Genomic DNA, 17091 nt, shown 5'->3' with positions numbered 1-17091 from the left:
TAGCCTTATGGTAAACAAAGCATAGTTTCCCTAATGGTATTTTATTCAAAAAATATATTATCCTAATTAAAAACCCATTAAGCTGAAAAATTAAAATGAAAGCATTACAAACCAAGCTATTCCTGGTGATTTTTTCCCTAGGAATGTTTTCAACTGCCTTTTCTGCCATTGCTCAAAGTGAAAACCTGACCATTGCCACCTTTAACATCCGCTATGATAATCCTAAAGATGCCCCGAATAACTGGGACAACCGAAAAGAAATAGTGGTGGACCTGATCCAATTTCATGGATTTGATGTATTTGGAGTTCAAGAAAGCTTAAAGCATCAATTACAATACTTGGATGAACAATTGGAGGATTTTGACTATGTGGGTGTAGGTAGAGAAGACGGAAAAGAAAAAGGTGAATATTCTCCTTTGTTTTATAACAAGAAAAAATTCAAAGTACTGGAAAGCAATACCTTTTGGTTATCCACCGATACTACCCAGCCAAATATAGGATGGGATGCTGCCCTATCGAGAATTTGTACATGGGCAAAACTAAAAGACAAAAAATCCGGCAAACAATTTTATGTCTTCAACACTCATTTTGACCATGTTGGTGTAGAAGCCCGGCAGGAAAGTGCCAAATTGATTTTAAGTAAAATAAAAGAGGCGGATAAAGCAGGCATCCCAGTAATGCTGACAGGTGATTTCAATGTGGATCAAGAAAATCCTGCTTATAGCTTACTTAAAGATTCAAAAGAGCTGAAAGATTGCTATGAAGCCGCAGCTATTCGCTATGCCAACAATGGTACCTTTAATAGCTTTGATAGCAGCAAAAGCTCTGACAGAAGAATCGATCACATTTTTGTCAGTGAAAATCTGAATGTAAAAAAATATGGTATCCTAACAGACACCTATCATAACCGCTACCCTTCTGACCATTTCCCTGTAATGTCAGTTATTGAATGGAAGAAGTAATAATAGTATTGAGTAGCTAGTATTGAGTAGCTAGACATTCTAACCCGCGCTTGCAGCGCGGGTTTTTAGTTTATAGCCCTTCAAACGCGACAAAGTCTCTCAATACTTTATACTTAGTACTTAATACTTGCTACTTCAACATCAGCCCCATTTCACCGAAGTCATCGTCAGAGATCCTCCCACGGCCTTATCATTAAAGAAATTGATTTCTTCTTGAGGACTGCTCAATCCCATAGTATACAAAAGGGGAATATAATGGTCTGGTGAAGGTATGGCCAATTGAGCTGCTTTGCCCAATTTTTGATAATCCAATAATGCTTTATGGTCACCATCCTGAATTAAATTTTTAAAATTTTCATTCATTTCTATCGCCCAGTCATAACCATATTCTGGTTCATTCAGCTTATCCCAAGCGACCATCCTCAAATTATGCACCATATTACCACTACCAATAATCAGGACACCCTTTTTCCTCAACTGATAAAGCTCCTTTGCCAATTCATAATGATATCGTGGACTTTGATAGTAATCTATACTAAGCTGCAAAACAGGAATTTTAGCCTCAGGGTACATATGCCTCACCACCGTCCAAGTTCCATGATCCAAGCCCCATTCATGATCCAAGTCTACCTTGGCTGACTGAATACTTTTAGCCGTATAAGCAGCCAACCCAGGATCTCCTGGTGCTGGATATTGCACCTCAAACAGTGCTTGAGGGAATCCTCCAAAATCATGAATGGTTTTGGGGAAATCCATGGCCGTAATCCTTGTCCCTCTACTTAGCCAATGGGCAGAAACCACTAATACTGCCTTAGGAGTAGGAATTTCCTTTCCCAGCTTCTTCCAGTAATCACTGAATTCATTATTCTCTATCCCGTTCATGGGTGATCCATGACCGATAAACAATACCGGCATGATTTTTCCGTTTTCCTCCAAATCATCTGTAAATCGATTAAAATCAGCTATATTTTTCATTTTCTTCTATGGTTTCTTATGCTTCACATCCACAAGCCTAGCAACTTTCTCTATCTTAACTAAAATCAGCGCAATTTAATTCATGTATATACATCAAATATAAGGCTTAGGTAATATTTCAACTTATTTTTTTACTATACTTTGCAAAACTGCTGTCATAAAGCTATCATCGTTTTATGAATCTAGATCTCCACTATTCCAAATTGGCGCAATCCTCACAGGAAGGCATCCATAACGACCAATATGATATAGACACCTTAATTGAAGCTCCCAATGATTCCAGACGTGGATTGACGGTTCTTACCCGTCCCGATGAATCGGTAACATCAAAGATCCAAGTTTTTTTGGCTGAGCTTAGGGCTATTGAACCCCATCAGTATTATTACCCCAGCTCTGATATCCACATCACTATACTATCTATTATTTCCTGCTTTCCCGGATTTTCACTTGATAGTATTTCATCCACTGATTATATTGAAATTGTCCGTCAAAGCATTCATGGAATCCCTCCCATTTCCATTCAATACAAAGGAATCATGCTAAGTCCTGCCGGAGTACTAATAAAGGGCTATCCACAAAACACCGCTTTGCATGAACTAAGAACACGACTTAGGAAAAACTTCAAAAACAGTCATTTACAGCAAAGTTTGGATAAAAGATATACCCTTCAAACAGCCCATTCTACCATTATGAGGTTTACTAAGCCCTTACAGCAAAAAGATCAATTGTTTGAATTGGTCAACAAGTATGATATGCATGATTTTGGCCATTTCAAAGCAAAAAATATTGAATTGGTTTATAATGACTGGTATCAAAGAAGAGAAAACACCCGGAAATTATCTGATTTTTCATTACAAACTACTGTATAAGTCTATCCAATATACTTTTTGAAGCCTCACCGAAGATCAAACTAAAGCACTAAATTCTTTAGATTGCAGCAGGCCCTAATTAACATTTATTGGCCATTCATTCATGATTACACGACATAAATACTCATTTATGAGTATATTTTTTTATTTTACAATGCCCTATTTTTATCTCCACATAATATTTAGATTCTATTTTGAAAAGTAATACTCATTTATGACATTCTTATGAACAAACTTTTACCCCTTATTTTCCTGATTATTTGCTGTTTTGGCTGTAGTAAGGACGAAGACATCAAACCTGACCCAAAAAACATCACCGTAGAGGAAGGTCAGGAAAAATATACCGGTTCGGTAGAACTTCCATCTTCCATCGATCCACAAACACTCTCTGTCACCTCCACATCAGGAAGCTATGAACTCTACGGTGAAAATGAATTCACCATTGCAAAAAACAAGATTGACAAACAGTTTCTCTTTGTGGAGGATCAAAATGGAGAAGTGATGTTGGCCAAATATTATGGTGATGACGGCGAACTTATTAATGCACGGACCACTGCAAGGGCCATTATTGCACTTGCTCCTTGGACAGCTTATGTTGAAGAGGGTAAACTTAAAGAAATCCTGGATGAAATCAGTCAAATGGAAGAATTTAACAAGCTGCATGAAGCTGTTCAGCTTGCTTTGGAAAATGGCATTTCACCATTAAACAATGAAGGAGTCCAGAGTGCTTTCCAAGTTCTCAACAAGGCCATTATCTCATCAGAAACAAGCTCTCCTAATGACCGGACCACCATCATTCCGGAAGTTGATTATTTAGTCGAGCCTTCCTTGAGCTTTTCCAATAAGACCCTGACGATTCGTAATGATGGGACTACCACAGCTGCTTGGGGCGTGGAAGTATTCCATGAAGGAACTTCCATTACTGACAACCTCATCTTGCCTGGAAATTCAGTATCATTCCCCTCTCTCTCCAGCATTTGGGCTGCAATAACAGGTAATACCTCAGATGCAGTTTTTAAATCAGGTCCCAACTTGGAAATCCCATTACCATTGGAGAGCAAATATCCCATTAAATTCGGTAGTCCTACCAGTTCCAATTTAATGAACTCAAGTCTCTCCATGGAAGCGGCCTATTATAATATCGCCGTTTCTCATGCAATAATCCTTAAAAGCTTCGGCATCGAAATCCCTACTTTGGAAATTTCCAATATTTTTGATCAAGGATGTTTAAACGAAGTTTTTGATGCCACCTCCAATGTTATTGTCGACGCCATAAATGCCGATAAATTAACTACCGAGTTCTATCTTGATCATTTGACAAGCCTATTTAAATCTTCCTCAAAATCCATGGCGGCTTGTACAGATATGTTTAGCAACTTTCCAGGAAGCAGTACCACTGCTAAGGAAGTATATCTCAAAAAACTGGTTTCATTTTTAAATTTATATGCCAAATCCGAGGCCGTCTTTATCACAAGTAAGTTATTTGGGGATATGTTTGTTCTAAACGATATCAGCATTTGTAGACAGGTAATCAATGGCAAAATATACCCTTGTTTTAGTCTTATAAAAAATGAAGAGATAGAAACAGAAACCATATACCAAGATGATGAAATAAATTTGGATGTAAAAGGACAATTGGATTTCCCTTCTGCTGACAATACAACTTTTCCAAATGGAATGGAAGTCCATTGGGAAGTAACAGAAGGTGACGGCAAATTATCTTCAGACAAATCAAACATTAACACTACAGGCTTGGCCAAAATAAGGTTCACTGCTGGGAAAGAGGCTAGACAAACCATTAAATCCTCTATCAAAAACAGTAAGGGAGAAGATATAGATTTCATCAACTATACACTATATGTCCGAGAAATTGATTCCACAGCCATCTATGAAAAAGCAGTCGTAGGGAACTGGTCCGTTTATGGAATCAATGAAGGAATAACGGATCCCAATCCAGGAAACCTAGAATTGTATGAGGGTGGAATAGGACGCTATATCGTCGAAGGTCCTAATTCCCCTAATAGAGATGGAACAGATGAAAATGGAAACTCTTTTTATAATGTTTCTTGGGAAATATATAAGCGGGATGGAAGATACTTTCTTTCCGAAAGTGGTTTCTGGCATTATGGCTTTGAGAGCTATCGAACATACGATGTGAACCTTAAAAATAATGCACTGACCTATCCGCTCAACTTCCATATCACTTATAATGAATTTGATGACGGCCCATACCCCTCTCGAAAATATGTGAAAAATTAAAAACGAAAAAGCCCTTTCAGTAACAAGACTGAAAGGGCTTTTTCAAAATCAGTTAATCCTTAATCTTCATTAGAAGGCTTGCCAATAGTAGCCAAAATTCCTCCATCTACATAAACAATCTGTCCATTGACAAAGTTACTGGCTTTACTGGCCAAAAAGATGGTAGTTCCCTGCAAATCCTCAGGATCTCCCCATCTGCCTGCAGGCGTTCTATTCACAATAAAATCATTAAAAGGATGGCCATCCACACGGATTGGTGCAGTTTGCTCAGTAGCAAAATAGCCTGGACCAATCCCATTTACCTGAATATTATACTTGGCCCATTCCGTGGCCAGGTTTCTGGTCAACATCTTCAAGCCTCCTTTAGCAGCAGCATAGGCAGAAACAGTATTTCTCCCCAATTCACTCATCATGGAGCAAATATTGATGATTTTGCCGCCTCCTTTTTCCTTCATGCCTTTAGATACCCTTTTGGCCATGATAAAAGGAGAAACCAGGTCCATATTCACCACCTTGGCAAAATCAGCCACTTCCATTTCCATGGCTGGCGTCCTTTGGATCATCCCTGCATTATTCACTAAAATATCGACTGTCCCGAATTTAGCTTCTATATCAGTAATGTTTTTATCTACTTCTTCCTCACTGGTTACATCAAAGAGATAACCATGAGCTTCTATCCCATCCTCCTTATATGCCTTGATAGCCGCCTCCATTTTGGCTGGTGTATGTCCATTCACGATCAGGGTAGCGCCACTTTTACCCAATGCCTTGGCCATCGCCATACCAAGACCATGCGTAGCACCGGTTACTAAGGCTACTTTCCCTGTCAGGTCAAATAATTCTTTCATTGATTGGTTATTAGTTATTTGGTTATGCTTTTTTGAAATACTGTAGGCCTAATTGACACTTGATTTTCAACCGTCACAAGATCCTTATCTCATGTCTACAGGTGCCACTTTGTCCATATCTCCATAATCCAGGTTTTCACCGGCCATCCCCCAAATAAAGGTATAATTAGAAGTTCCTGAACCTGCGTGGATAGACCAAGCTGGGGAAATCACCGCTTGGTGATTGGTCATCCAGATATGTCTGGTTTCATGGGGCTGTCCCATATAGTGACATACAGTAGCATCCTCTGCTAAATCAAAATAGAAATAAGCTTCCATCCTTCTGTCATGAGTATGCGCAGGCATGGTATTCCATACACTTCCAGGTTTCAATTCTGTCATTCCCATCTGAAGTTGGCAAGATTCTACCACACTATTGACGATCAATTTATTGATAACTCGGTGATTGGAGTTTTCCAATGAACCCAATTCCACTTTTTCAGCGTCTTCCAAGCCCACTTTTTTGGTTGGATAAGCTTTATGTGCTGGTGCAGAATTAAAATAAAGCAAGGTTTTCCCTTCTGCTGAAGGATTGAATATCACTTCTTTTACTCCTCTACCTATGTACAATGCCTCTTTGGTATTCAATTTATGGTCTGTACCATCAACAGTAATCAAAGTCGGAGCACCTACATTAATGATCCCCAATTCCCTTCTTTCCAAAAAGTATTCTGCCTTCAACTGATCAACGGTTTCAAGCTCCAATGCCTTATTAACTGGAGCGATACCTCCTACAATCAGTCTATCAAAAGTTGTGTAAACACCCGTAATCTGATCTTCCTGAAATATATTCTCTAAAAGAAAGTGGTCTCTTAGCTTCTGGGTATCATACCCTTTGACATCATCAGGGTGCGAAGCATGTCTCGTTACGATGTTTGTATGCATATTTTCTATTGTTTGTTTATATAATTTATTTCAAGGTCCTACAACTGTGCAATCGATTACCCAGTCTTCTAAAATAAAACTGAAAACACCATATTGAATTCAGTTTCTATTGCTATCAGATGAAATGGAAGTACTGGCCAAAGATTTATGATCCGTTTACCAGCTACATTCTTTCGTAATCTTAGATAACAAAGCTAACAATAATCAGGAGAAAACGTAAATTCAAAGCGAGCTCATTTTCTCTTGATCGTTGCTATAATTCCAAATTTTCATTATCCATTCGAGGACAATTTCTATCAACTAATAATTATTGCACCATCACCTTTAAAGGAGATTTTAACGCCTTGGCAAACTGCTGTAAATAATGATCCCAATCAGCAGAATTATCAAATTGCCCACTTTTGTCCCATCCAAAACCAGCAAAATAAGAAACAGACTGATCCTTAGGTTTAGCCACCATCAATAACTGACTTCCATCCTTATATTCCACCCTGTGGTCCAAAATCTCATTCACATTTTTGGGATCCATGATCACCCCAAGTCCGAGCATACTCCCATCGATAGGCTCATAATAACGCATAATCCCATCTTCTTCCATGATCAATACTTCCCCCTTCTTGTCATGTAAAGTGATCCCAACAGTTATATTTTCCAATTCCCCCTCACTAATAAAAGATGACTCAAATCGGCACAAATTGCTTCCAAGGTCCAAGCTAACCCGCTTAGTTTCTGAGACCATTTGTCCGTTGGCCTCCCAAGGAGCATATTTCAATTCAAACATGGTCCTGATCGGGCCTACTGCAATCCTTTTATAACTAATGAAATTTCTTGAGGTGTACAGGGAATCTTCCGCCCAAATACCTACTCCACCAATTCCTCTTGAAGAGCCCACATGATAGGGATCATAGCCTTCTCCGGTATCTTGGTGATAGGCGCCTTTTTTTTCATCATTTTCCTTATACCACTTATCAATAATCGGATAGTTCACCCTTTTTAACCAAGCATCTATTCCGCTGGACAAGGTTCCGTCAGGTAATTTTTGCTCTATTCTTCGCTGAGCATCTGGCCCATAAGTTCGAAAAGCCACCTTATCATTTTCCCAGGTATAATCATCAGTACGCTCTGGAACGAATCTTGAAAATGTCTTTATTTCAGTTTCTGGCTGCTGCTCACCTTCTGCTAAAGGCCTAAGCATGAAACTCTTGGTTTCAGCTGCTTCCAAATCTGTTTGAAACAGGTACTGATCCATCTTTTTGTCTCCATCGAGATCTATCCATTGGCTGACCAAACTGCTGCCCGTTTCAAGGTCTTCAACAACCAATTGGTCTGTTCCATATTGCTTGATCAAGGCTTCAAACTGCCCTGCCTCCAGTTCAATGGTTGCAGACTTCCTGGCCAAATCACTTGGATTGGACACCTCTATTTTCGGAAAATCACCCGAACCAGAATTACAACTGGACAAACACAAAAGGGAAACTACCCCAGAAAAAACCATCCATCCTTTTTTGGATTTAGAGGTCTTAGACAAAAAAGGTAAACTGATATTATCAATCATAAAATTGGCTTATTTAATGCTTCGTTTAAAATCAACCGCTAATAAAGGATTCCTCCATTGAAAGTGCAAGCTTGTCGGATAGATTAAAGCAAAAATTCACCATAGCCCCCCAATATTGATCTATTGGACCACCCAAGCAAGTCAAAAGCCAAACATAATAACCCATTTTTATTTTTGTACCAAACCATTTATCTTCAGAAGCAGTAAACTAAATACTGATAAAAATCAGAATTTTTATTTTCACAATAACCCAAGAAATAAAATGCCCCTAGAAAACCTTAACCGCCGTCACTTTATTAAAGGAAGTACCGCAGCATTAGCCCTCACCTCACTTGGCGTCATGGGAATGAGCATTCCCAATATCCGTAAAAACTACCGGGTTGGACTCATTGGATGTGGTTGGTACGGCACTAGTGACCTTTTTAAATTGATACAAGTCACCCCACTGGAAGTAATAGCACTCTGTGATGTAGACGACAAGCATTTGGAAAATGCCCAAAAGTTGGTCAGTGAAAGACAAAATTCTGGCAAAATCCCAAAAGCATATCAAGATTACCGAAAAATGCTTAAAGAAAACCAATTGGACATTGTTCTCATTGGCTCCCCGGATCACTGGCATGCCCTTCAGGCCATAGAAGCTATCAAATCAGGCGCCAATGTTTACCTACAAAAACCCATCAGCGTAGATGTACTGGAGGGAGAAGCCATATTAGCAACTGCAAGAAAACACCATAAAGTAGTACAAGTGGGTACTCAAAGGAAAAGTACTCCGCACCTCATTGAGGCTAAAAAACAAATAGTAGACAAAGGCCTTCTGGGGAAAATCTCCCATGTAGAAATGTGCTGTTATTACCATATGAGGGCAAATGGCAACCCTGAGGTGAAACCTGTACCTGAATTTTTGGACTATGATAGCTGGACAGGCCCTGCCCCGTTTAGACCTTATGATGATATCCCACACAGAAGATGGTGGCGCACCTTCATGGAATATGGCAATGGCATTATGGGTGATATGTGCGTGCATATGTTAGACACGGTTCGCTGGATGCTGGACTTGGGATGGCCTAGCAAAATCAGCTCTACAGGAGGAATCTATGTCCAGAAAGATGGAAAATCAAATATTGCAGATACACAATCAGCGGTCTTTGAGTACGATGATTTAAACTGTGTATGGCAGCATCGTTCTTGGGGAACCCCTGCTGACCCTGACTACCCTTGGTCTTTCAAGCTTTATGGGGAAAAAGGCACCCTTTCCGCCAGTGTTACCAGGTATGATTTTGTACCCCAAGGAAAAGGAGAAGCCATTCATGGAGATGTGGTCTATGAAAAAGAAAAATATCCTGAAGACCTGAAGGAAAAAGACATTGAGCTACATGCTGCACCTGCCACCCGTAATCATATGAGGGACTTCCTAAGTGCCATAGAAAACAATCATCTTCCCATAGCGGATATTGAGCAGGGACATATATCTTCTGCCTCCTGTATTCTTGCCAATCTATCCATGGAACTGGGCAGACCTCTGAGCTATGACCCCGTCAAAAAAATGATCCCCAATGACCCCGAAGCAAGTAAACTATTGAAAAGAGCCTATAGAGAAGGATATCAGCACCCATATTCTTAAAACCTGAAATATCAATATCGTTAGTTATCAAATTTATGGAGATGGTAGATCCCCCGCCTAACTGATAGTTAGGCGGGGCTGTTCGATTGTACTAAAACTCTCGTCTATTTCCAATTGGATAAATCCAGCCCTCATCCCATAGCTTTTTATAAATAATTTGCTTCTTCTTTATATCCTCTCCCAACAATCCTACCAACAAATCATGATAATGCTTGCTGTTTTGAAAAGCTGGAAGTCGGTGTCCATCATTAATCAGAAAGAATGAGCCATCTCCATAATAGGATATTAAAACTTGATCCACACGATGATCTACCAGTTTATCCTTCTCGCCAGATAATACCAGCGCCTTACCTTTAAAATCTCCTAAATGATCATAGTGAATACCCTCCACTGAAAAGGGGGCTTCCTGATAGAATTTCACCAATGAGGCTCCTTTTTCACCCAACCAAATTAGGGGCGAAGGCAGTTTAGCCTCAGTATCCAAAAAGGAATAAAGATGCTCAAAAATCCTAACCTGTAAAGCAATATCATTTGATTCCTCATTTATTGCATCTTCATTTGAGAAAGGCTTCCCCTTTTGATAGCACTCCCAAAAAACATCTTCGAAACTTTTTGAACCATTGGGCAAAATATTATAAATCATAAGTCCCATCGCCTGCTGAAGGTCCAATAACATAGGATCAATCAATAAGATTTTCTTCACCTTTTCTGGATATCTAGAAACATAATGCTGGGCTAGGGCAGCTCCAGAGGATTCTCCCAATAAGCTTATGGATCGGTTATTTAAAACCAATTTCCTGACTGCTTCCAAGTCCTGTATTTGCTGCCTACTATTAAATATCTTATAAGCCATTTCCCAGTCAACCTCTTCATCTTCCAGCCAAAAACGAGCTCCAAAATTAGGCTGGGCATATCTTCCTTTAATGAGCAATACATTAAACTGTTCTATAGCCTCCCCCGCAAGGCCTTGATCATCCAAAAACTGCGTCAACGCATCTTCGACGATCATCAAGATAGGCTTATCAGGATCATAGGGTTGTTGAAATCGATAATTTATTTTTCCCCACCCCATCTCGGGGGCTCCGTAAACCAAAGGAACGTCCAATGTCTTCCAAGCTTCCTGAGCGTTGGCAGTAGTGTTCCAAAGCAAAAAAATCATTAAAAACATCATACTCCAAAAAAAACATATCGAGATTAAAAACACATTTTTATTGTCTTAAGAATAGTTAAATCTATCTATATAAATCACAGGGGCTTTTCTTCACTATAACTGGGATTTACATGAAGATTAACTAATTTTGATTTTAACCAAAAATATGCGCAATCGTGACCTTATCAGACTTCAAAAAAAGCTTAGCAAACAACCAGCCCCCAACTGGCCTGAGCATTCAGTTACAATCATTATGGTTTGACGGTAAAGGTGATTGGGAGCAGGCCCATGATTTGGTCAATGACCTGATGGATGAAGATGCTGCTTATGTCCATGCTTACCTCCATCGCAAGGAAGGAGATCAATGGAATGCCTCCTATTGGTACAGAAATGCAGGCAAAGCCAAGCCTTCTGTTAGTCTGGAAGAAGAATGGGAACAACTGGTAAAACACTTTTTATAGACGCATAGACAAGAAGAAAAATCACCTTCAAAAACCTGACTTTTATCAGTTTTTGAATTGAGGGATATCAAACTTTATACAGGCCGTTCTAAATAATTTTGGCTTAAATAAAGATTGATTCCATGAATGATTCCAATAATCTTCTCCGCAAGTACAATATAGCCGTACCAAGATACACCAGTTACCCCACTGTTCCGCTTTGGGAAAACAATATCGATGAACTACAATGGAAAAAAACTGTACAAAAAGCATTTCAAGATTTTGGAAAAGATGAAGGGATCAGCCTATACATCCATCTTCCATACTGTGAAAGCCTCTGTACCTACTGTGGCTGCAACAAAAGGATCACCAAAAACCACGATATTGAAGCACCTTATATCAGGGCGATCATGCAGGAATGGGACGAATACTTGAAGATCTTGCCCAATAAACCCAAACTGGCAGGAATACATCTTGGAGGTGGCACTCCTACCTTCTTTTCTCCTAAGCATTTATATGAGATGCTTAACTATATCATACAAAGTTCGGACCTTATGCCGGATGCTGATATGAGTTTTGAAGGGCACCCCAATAACACTAGCTTTGAACATTTGGCCAGCCTTAAGCTGCTCGGCTTTAACCGCGTCAGCTATGGCATACAGGATTTTGATGAAAAAGTGCAAAAAACCATTCATAGAATCCAGCCATTTGAAAAAGTAAAAAATGCAGTAGAAAATGCAAGATTGGTAGGCTTTGAAGCCATCAACTTTGATCTGATCTATGGCCTGCCTCATCAATCCAAAAAAACCATCAAAGATACCTTTGAACAAGTGGCAAGGCTTAAACCTGATAGAATAGCTTTTTATAGTTATGCCCATGTACCATCAGTATTCCCTGCCCAAAAGAGTTTTGAGGAATACCTCCCCATGTATGAGGAGAAAAGAGAATTATATGAAACAGGTCACCAGCTTTTACTTGATATGGGTTATTATGAAGTAGGCATGGACCATTTTGCCCTAAAGAATGATCCGCTCTTCTTGGCCAAAAACGAGGGAATCCTTCATCGAAACTTCATGGGCTACACCACTGAACCCTCAAGGATGCTTCTAGGATTAGGGAATAGTGCGATCAGTGATGTCCACTATGCCTATGCCCAAAACACCAAGGACATTGAGCTGTACAAAGAGCAAGTAGGGCTCGCACATTTCCCTTTGACCAAAGGCCACCTGATGACCAAGGAGGACATACAAACAAGACATACCATTATGAACTTGATCTGCCAGGGAAAAACAAAAATGACCGATACCTATTGGGACATGGACACCATCAATGAATTAATGGAATTCCAGAAAGATGAATTAGTGGAAGTTCGAAAAGGATCTGTATCTGTACTGGAAAAAGGCATCCCCTTTATCAGGAATATCTGTGCAGCCTTTGACCACAGAATGAAAAGCCAAAAATCTAAAAAGTTTGTTTTCAGCAAAGCCATTTAAGTTCGCTATGGAATTATTACACTTGATAATTTGAATCTCCAACGTTGGGGCCTGAATCATTGAATTGATTTTGGCCCTTTTTGTCATCATATTTCTGAGTAAACCAGAAAAATACAAGCAAGAATAAAGCTTGGTCATTATATTTGCACCCAAATGGTAAACACCTTGTTCCACATATGGCTTTCGATAGTCATCGTGCTCAACAGCATGATCTTTTCGGTGATCCAAATGGATTATGCCATCAACAAGGAATACATCGCAGAAAACTTCTGTATCAATAAGGACAAACCTGAGATGCACTGTGATGGAAAATGCTTTTTGGCCGAAAAACTCAAATCCGCTCAGAATCAACAAGAACAACAACCAGGAGCGATAGATTTTAGCCGTGATTTTGGTATTTATATCATTCATGAAAATGGTATCGCATTCAACAAATCACAATCGATTTGTTTTAAAGCAACCGCATTTTATTCCGAAAACAAAATAGTTTTCAAAGCAGAAGGTATTTTTCATCCCCCAAAGGATATTGCCTGATCTTTCTTCCGTGATCATTTAAGCAAATAGGACCGATAAAACTTACCCATAACCGGAGAGGATTTATCCCTATTTCCTATGCACTAAAATATCAGATCACTTATTCATCTCCTCGTGTAATGCTGACCGCAAGATGGGCTATACTTTCTGCCATTCATCTAAATTGGTCTTATAGCTTATTTACCTTGATATAGTTTAACCCGGATTTTGCATTAGCAATCGTAGTGAGGGCTGAAAAAGCAAGAAAATCAGGTTGTTTGGAGACTGAGGCATAGCACCGCTATGATGAACCTGTCTTCCGCCAAGTAGAGTCGAAAACAGCAGCAAAGCGTCTGATTTTAAAGCATTTTCAGTCCGTAATACTTGTGCGCCGCGGCGTAGATAAGCTAATGCATATTTCGGGTTTAAGCTAGCCAGGGTCAGCCGTCTTAGCATAGGAGTAAAAGCAATATATTAACCGACAAGGGTCTTGTGCCTTTGTCATAAGTATCTCTATGACCATGCAATACGCTATCCTTAACTACCTGGGATGCTTGTCTGTGTGTGCAATGTCATGGGCATGTAGTACTGGTGAAGGGGAAAAGCCTGCACCAAACAACCTTGTCCTGACCTTACAGCACCCAGATTACTTCCCTAATGATATCCCTATGCCTGCTGACAATCCTTTGACCGAAAAGGGTGTTGAGTTGGGAAGAATGCTCTTTTATGAAAAACAGCTGTCCGCAGATGGTTCTATATCCTGCGCCTCATGCCATCAGCAGTCCAAAGCCTTTACCGATGGCTTGCAGTTTAGCAAAGGGGTCAATGGAGCCTCCGGAGATAAAAACGCCATGTCACTGGCCAACCTCCACTGGACCTCTCGCTTCTTTTGGGATGGCAGGGCCAAGACGCTAGAAGAACAAGCCTTGGAACCCATCTCAGACATTCGTGAAATGAACTTGGAAATTGGTGAAGCCGTCGATAGGCTTCAGGCTGACAAAGACTATCCAGAGCAGTTTGAGCTGGCCTTTGAAACTGATCAAATCAGTCCTGAATTAATCGGTAAAGCGATCGCTCAATTTATGAGAACACTAATTTCAGGCGATTCCAAATTTGATCAGTGGATCAAAGGAGAAATAGAACTTAGTTCCACAGAACAAGCGGGAATGGAACTCTTCTTTACCCATCCTGATCCTTCCCTTCAGATTAGGGGAGGTAACTGTGGCGACTGTCATCTGGGATTCCTGACCTCTGGTGATCGAAATGGCCTACTTGGCTTCCATAATAATGGACTGGACAATGATGATAATCTGAATCAAGGCTTAGCATCAGTCACCGGTAAAAACAGTGATCGGGGAAAGTTCAAAGCCCCTACCCTAAGGAATATAGCCCTAACCGCTCCTTATATGCACGATGGGCGCTTTGAAACATTGGAAGAGGTGCTGGACCATTATAATGAACATATCCAGATAAACAGCAACTTGGATATCCTTATCCTTGAGGCCAGCAATGAACCAATAAAGCCTAGAGAAGATATAAAGCTCCATCTTTCTCCCAGTGAAAAAGAGGCCATCATTGCCTTTTTGCATACCCTTACAGACGAAAAATTTATTACCAACCCGAAATTTTCGGACCCATTTAAATAAGACATTAAAATGAAAAAATTAGCCATACTAATATTGTCCATCATCGGATTTACAGCTTGTCAAAACGATGACAAAGACCAAATTCCAGCTGAAACAGAAGTAAATTTTTCATTTACTCATCTCTTTAATGGGGAGGAGATTGACTTGGAAAATCAAACCTACACGCTTCCAGCCGGAGAAAGCTTTACGCCAAGAAAGTTCAAATACTATATCTCCAATATCACATTTGAAAACAGTAATAGCGGGGCTTCTTATAAAATTGAAGATGGCTATTTCCTGATAGACCAAGCGGGCAAAAAAGAATTCAGTGTAAGCCTCCCCACTGCAGAATATGATCAATTGACTTTCTATGTGGGCATAGACAAAGCCAGGAATCTCTCCACTGATCAAGTAGGTGATTTGGACCCAAACAATGATATGGTCTGGAACTGGAATACAGGCTATAAATTTTTGGTCCTGGAAGGAGAATGGAATTATCAAGGTAGTGAACGCGCAGGCTTGATTGTTCATATTGGTAATAACAACCCAGAAAATGAGCAAAACTTCAAGGCTATCAGCATCGATCTTAATGCCAAAGGAAAAAGCCTGGGCAACAAGGCCAGCATAAACCTGGATTTGGAAGCCGAATTAAGCGAATTGTTTATCCACCCAAATTCCATCAAAATTCATGAACTGGAAAACACCAGCATTATGGGGGGAGATGTGGCCATTCAGGTTGCCAATAACTATCAAGAAGGGCTATTCAGTTTAAAATAATTCCATTTCAGCCAGAAAGTGAATATCATAAAAAACATAAAACACTTATTGTTCATTGCATTGGTACCATTAAGTGCCTGCTTGGACAATCCATCCCCAAATGAGCTAAAAGGACCTGAGCTTTTCACTCCTGTACTTTCCCCTTCATTGCAACAGGAAAACTTCCCACAATTGGCAAGGAATCCAATGAGCAAAGAAGGAGTACTTTTGGGGAAAACGCTTTTTTATGATCCGGCACTTTCCCAAAATGGGAAAGTATCCTGTGCGAGTTGTCATGAGCCTAAGCAGGCATTTTCTGATGGCTTGCCCCTTTCTGATCAGGGCGTTTCAGGGAAACCGCTTCACAGACACTCACCAGTGCTTTTCAATATGGCCTGGCATCCTGGACTGTTTTGGGATGGGGGAGCTACCAACTTGGAATCCATGGTTTTTGGTCCCCTCACCCATCCTGATGAGATGGGCGCAGATCTAAAGGAAGTCATTCACTACCTCAATGGCAGTGCCCAGTATCCGGAAATGTTCAAAGCTGCTTTTGAAACAGACAGCATCACCAGTTCTCTGATCGGCAGGTCTCTAGCGCAGTTTGTGCGTACATTGATTTCTCAAGACAGCAAATATGATCAATGGAAACGGGAAGAAACTGAGCTAGATAATGTTGAAGTCCGAGGTTATCAGCTCTACCATAAACATTGTAGCACTTGTCATACAGAAGGGCTTTTTACCGACTTGGAATACCATAATAATGGCCTTGACATGAACTATCCTGATCCTGCTGAGCTGGAAGGAATTTACCTTGGTCGATATAGGATTTCCTTTGATAAAAAAGACAAAGGTGCCTTTAAAACACCAAGTTTAAGGAATATTGCACTGACTGCTCCTTATATGCATGATGGGAGGTTTTCCAGCTTGGAAGAAGTACTGGACCATTATGAGCATGGCATAAAAGTAAATGAAAGTCTTGCTCCTGAGCTGAAGACAGGTATCCGACTGAGTGCTAATGAGAGGGCTGAACTGCTTGCCTTTTTGGAGACCCTAACTGATTACAAATTTATAAATAATAAAGCTTACCAAAAGTAAGCA

At 40.1% G+C, this 17091-nt stretch carries 15 protein-coding genes; 10 read left to right on the top strand and 5 right to left on the bottom strand.

Annotated elements, in window-relative coordinates; translation table 11 throughout:
* The first annotated feature begins 95 nt into the window (after positions 1-95).
* Positions 96-962 (top strand): endonuclease/exonuclease/phosphatase family protein, encoded by an 867-nt coding sequence (locus tag KZP23_RS13790; protein ID WP_226332313.1) that lies wholly within the window; start codon positions 96-98, stop codon positions 960-962.
* Between the two features lie 141 nt (positions 963-1103).
* On the opposite strand, the gene ygiD is transcribed toward KZP23_RS13790, so the two are convergent.
* Positions 1104-1937, bottom strand: a complete 834-nt coding sequence (gene ygiD, locus KZP23_RS13785; protein WP_226332312.1) for a 4,5-DOPA-extradiol-dioxygenase — start codon at positions 1935-1937, stop codon at positions 1104-1106.
* A gap of 176 nt (positions 1938-2113) precedes the next feature.
* Between ygiD and KZP23_RS13780 the strand changes: the two genes are divergently transcribed.
* Positions 2114-2806 carry a 2'-5' RNA ligase family protein gene (locus tag KZP23_RS13780; RefSeq protein ID WP_226332311.1) on the top strand — a complete coding sequence of 231 codons (693 nt, stop codon included), beginning with the start codon at positions 2114-2116 and terminating at the stop codon, positions 2804-2806.
* 225 nt (positions 2807-3031) lie between these two features.
* On the top strand, positions 3032-5065 hold the full coding sequence (locus tag KZP23_RS13775; protein ID WP_226332310.1) for a hypothetical protein: 2034 nt from the start codon (positions 3032-3034) through the stop codon (positions 5063-5065).
* A 59-nt stretch (positions 5066-5124) separates the two neighbouring features.
* On the opposite strand, the gene KZP23_RS13770 is transcribed toward KZP23_RS13775, so the two are convergent.
* From KZP23_RS13770 to KZP23_RS13760, 3 genes are all read right to left on the bottom strand, one after another.
* The gene (locus KZP23_RS13770; RefSeq protein WP_226332308.1) at positions 5125-5913 is read right to left on the bottom strand and encodes a gluconate 5-dehydrogenase; all 789 of its coding nucleotides are present in this window, start codon (positions 5911-5913) and stop codon (positions 5125-5127) included.
* An 84-nt stretch (positions 5914-5997) separates the two neighbouring features.
* Positions 5998-6837 (bottom strand): 5-dehydro-4-deoxy-D-glucuronate isomerase, encoded by an 840-nt coding sequence (gene kduI / locus KZP23_RS13765; RefSeq protein ID WP_226332307.1) that lies wholly within the window; start codon positions 6835-6837, stop codon positions 5998-6000.
* A gap of 307 nt (positions 6838-7144) precedes the next feature.
* On the bottom strand, positions 7145-8392 hold the full coding sequence (locus KZP23_RS13760) for a DUF4861 domain-containing protein (protein WP_226332306.1): 1248 nt from the start codon (positions 8390-8392) through the stop codon (positions 7145-7147).
* Positions 8393-8654: 262 nt separating this feature from the next.
* Here KZP23_RS13760 and KZP23_RS13755 point away from each other — a divergent pair, with 262 nt between their 5' ends.
* Positions 8655-10013 carry a Gfo/Idh/MocA family oxidoreductase gene (locus KZP23_RS13755; RefSeq protein WP_226332305.1) on the top strand — a complete coding sequence of 453 codons (1359 nt, stop codon included), beginning with the start codon at positions 8655-8657 and terminating at the stop codon, positions 10011-10013.
* 91 nt (positions 10014-10104) lie between these two features.
* On the opposite strand, the gene KZP23_RS13750 is transcribed toward KZP23_RS13755, so the two are convergent.
* A complete protein-coding gene (locus tag KZP23_RS13750) occupies positions 10105-11172 on the bottom strand; it encodes an alpha/beta hydrolase (RefSeq protein WP_226332304.1) in 1068 nt (355 codons plus the stop codon).
* A 167-nt stretch (positions 11173-11339) separates the two neighbouring features.
* Between KZP23_RS13750 and KZP23_RS13745 the strand changes: the two genes are divergently transcribed.
* From KZP23_RS13745 to KZP23_RS13720, 6 genes are all read left to right on the top strand, one after another.
* Complete coding sequence (locus tag KZP23_RS13745) at positions 11340-11624, top strand: hypothetical protein (protein WP_226332303.1); 285 nt, start codon at positions 11340-11342, stop codon at positions 11622-11624.
* A 122-nt stretch (positions 11625-11746) separates the two neighbouring features.
* Complete coding sequence (hemN, locus tag KZP23_RS13740) at positions 11747-13096, top strand: oxygen-independent coproporphyrinogen III oxidase (RefSeq protein ID WP_226332301.1); 1350 nt, start codon at positions 11747-11749, stop codon at positions 13094-13096.
* Between the two features lie 153 nt (positions 13097-13249).
* Positions 13250-13630, top strand: coding sequence for a hypothetical protein (locus KZP23_RS13735; RefSeq protein ID WP_226332299.1), 381 nt, complete (start codon positions 13250-13252; stop codon positions 13628-13630).
* Between the two features lie 500 nt (positions 13631-14130).
* Positions 14131-15255 carry a cytochrome-c peroxidase gene (locus tag KZP23_RS13730; RefSeq protein WP_226332298.1) on the top strand — a complete coding sequence of 375 codons (1125 nt, stop codon included), beginning with the start codon at positions 14131-14133 and terminating at the stop codon, positions 15253-15255.
* A gap of 9 nt (positions 15256-15264) precedes the next feature.
* On the top strand, positions 15265-16011 hold the full coding sequence (locus KZP23_RS13725) for an MbnP family protein (protein WP_226332297.1): 747 nt from the start codon (positions 15265-15267) through the stop codon (positions 16009-16011).
* Positions 16012-16029: 18 nt separating this feature from the next.
* Complete coding sequence (locus tag KZP23_RS13720; RefSeq protein WP_226332295.1) at positions 16030-17088, top strand: cytochrome-c peroxidase; 1059 nt, start codon at positions 16030-16032, stop codon at positions 17086-17088.
* Positions 17089-17091 lie beyond the last annotated feature (3 nt).

The organism is Echinicola marina, assembly GCF_020463795.1.
Taxonomy (GTDB): domain Bacteria; phylum Bacteroidota; class Bacteroidia; order Cytophagales; family Cyclobacteriaceae; genus Echinicola; species Echinicola marina.
This window is presented reverse-complemented; position numbering and strand designations above follow the sequence as displayed.

Bases quoted from the DNA above. Each gene is read 5' to 3' on its own strand.
- KZP23_RS13790 (WP_226332313.1), top strand. From the start codon at position 96: ATGAAAGCATTACAAACCAAGCTATTCCTGGTGATTTTTTCCCTAGGA.
- KZP23_RS13725 (WP_226332297.1), top strand. From the start codon at position 15,265: ATGAAAAAATTAGCCATACTAATATTGTCCATCATCGGATTTACAGCT.
- KZP23_RS13775 (WP_226332310.1), top strand. From the start codon at position 3,032: ATGAACAAACTTTTACCCCTTATTTTCCTGATTATTTGCTGTTTTGGC.
- kduI (WP_226332307.1), bottom strand. From the start codon at position 6,837: ATGCATACAAACATCGTAACGAGACATGCTTCGCACCCTGATGATGTC.
- KZP23_RS13750 (WP_226332304.1), bottom strand. From the start codon at position 11,172: ATGATTTTTTTGCTTTGGAACACTACTGCCAACGCTCAGGAAGCTTGG.
- KZP23_RS13780 (WP_226332311.1), top strand. From the start codon at position 2,114: ATGAATCTAGATCTCCACTATTCCAAATTGGCGCAATCCTCACAGGAA.
- KZP23_RS13760 (WP_226332306.1), bottom strand. From the start codon at position 8,392: ATGATTGATAATATCAGTTTACCTTTTTTGTCTAAGACCTCTAAATCC.
- KZP23_RS13730 (WP_226332298.1), top strand. From the start codon at position 14,131: ATGCAATACGCTATCCTTAACTACCTGGGATGCTTGTCTGTGTGTGCA.
- ygiD (WP_226332312.1), bottom strand. From the start codon at position 1,937: ATGAAAAATATAGCTGATTTTAATCGATTTACAGATGATTTGGAGGAA.
- KZP23_RS13735 (WP_226332299.1), top strand. From the start codon at position 13,250: ATGGTAAACACCTTGTTCCACATATGGCTTTCGATAGTCATCGTGCTC.
- KZP23_RS13755 (WP_226332305.1), top strand. From the start codon at position 8,655: ATGCCCCTAGAAAACCTTAACCGCCGTCACTTTATTAAAGGAAGTACC.
- KZP23_RS13770 (WP_226332308.1), bottom strand. From the start codon at position 5,913: ATGAAAGAATTATTTGACCTGACAGGGAAAGTAGCCTTAGTAACCGGT.
- hemN (WP_226332301.1), top strand. From the start codon at position 11,747: ATGAATGATTCCAATAATCTTCTCCGCAAGTACAATATAGCCGTACCA.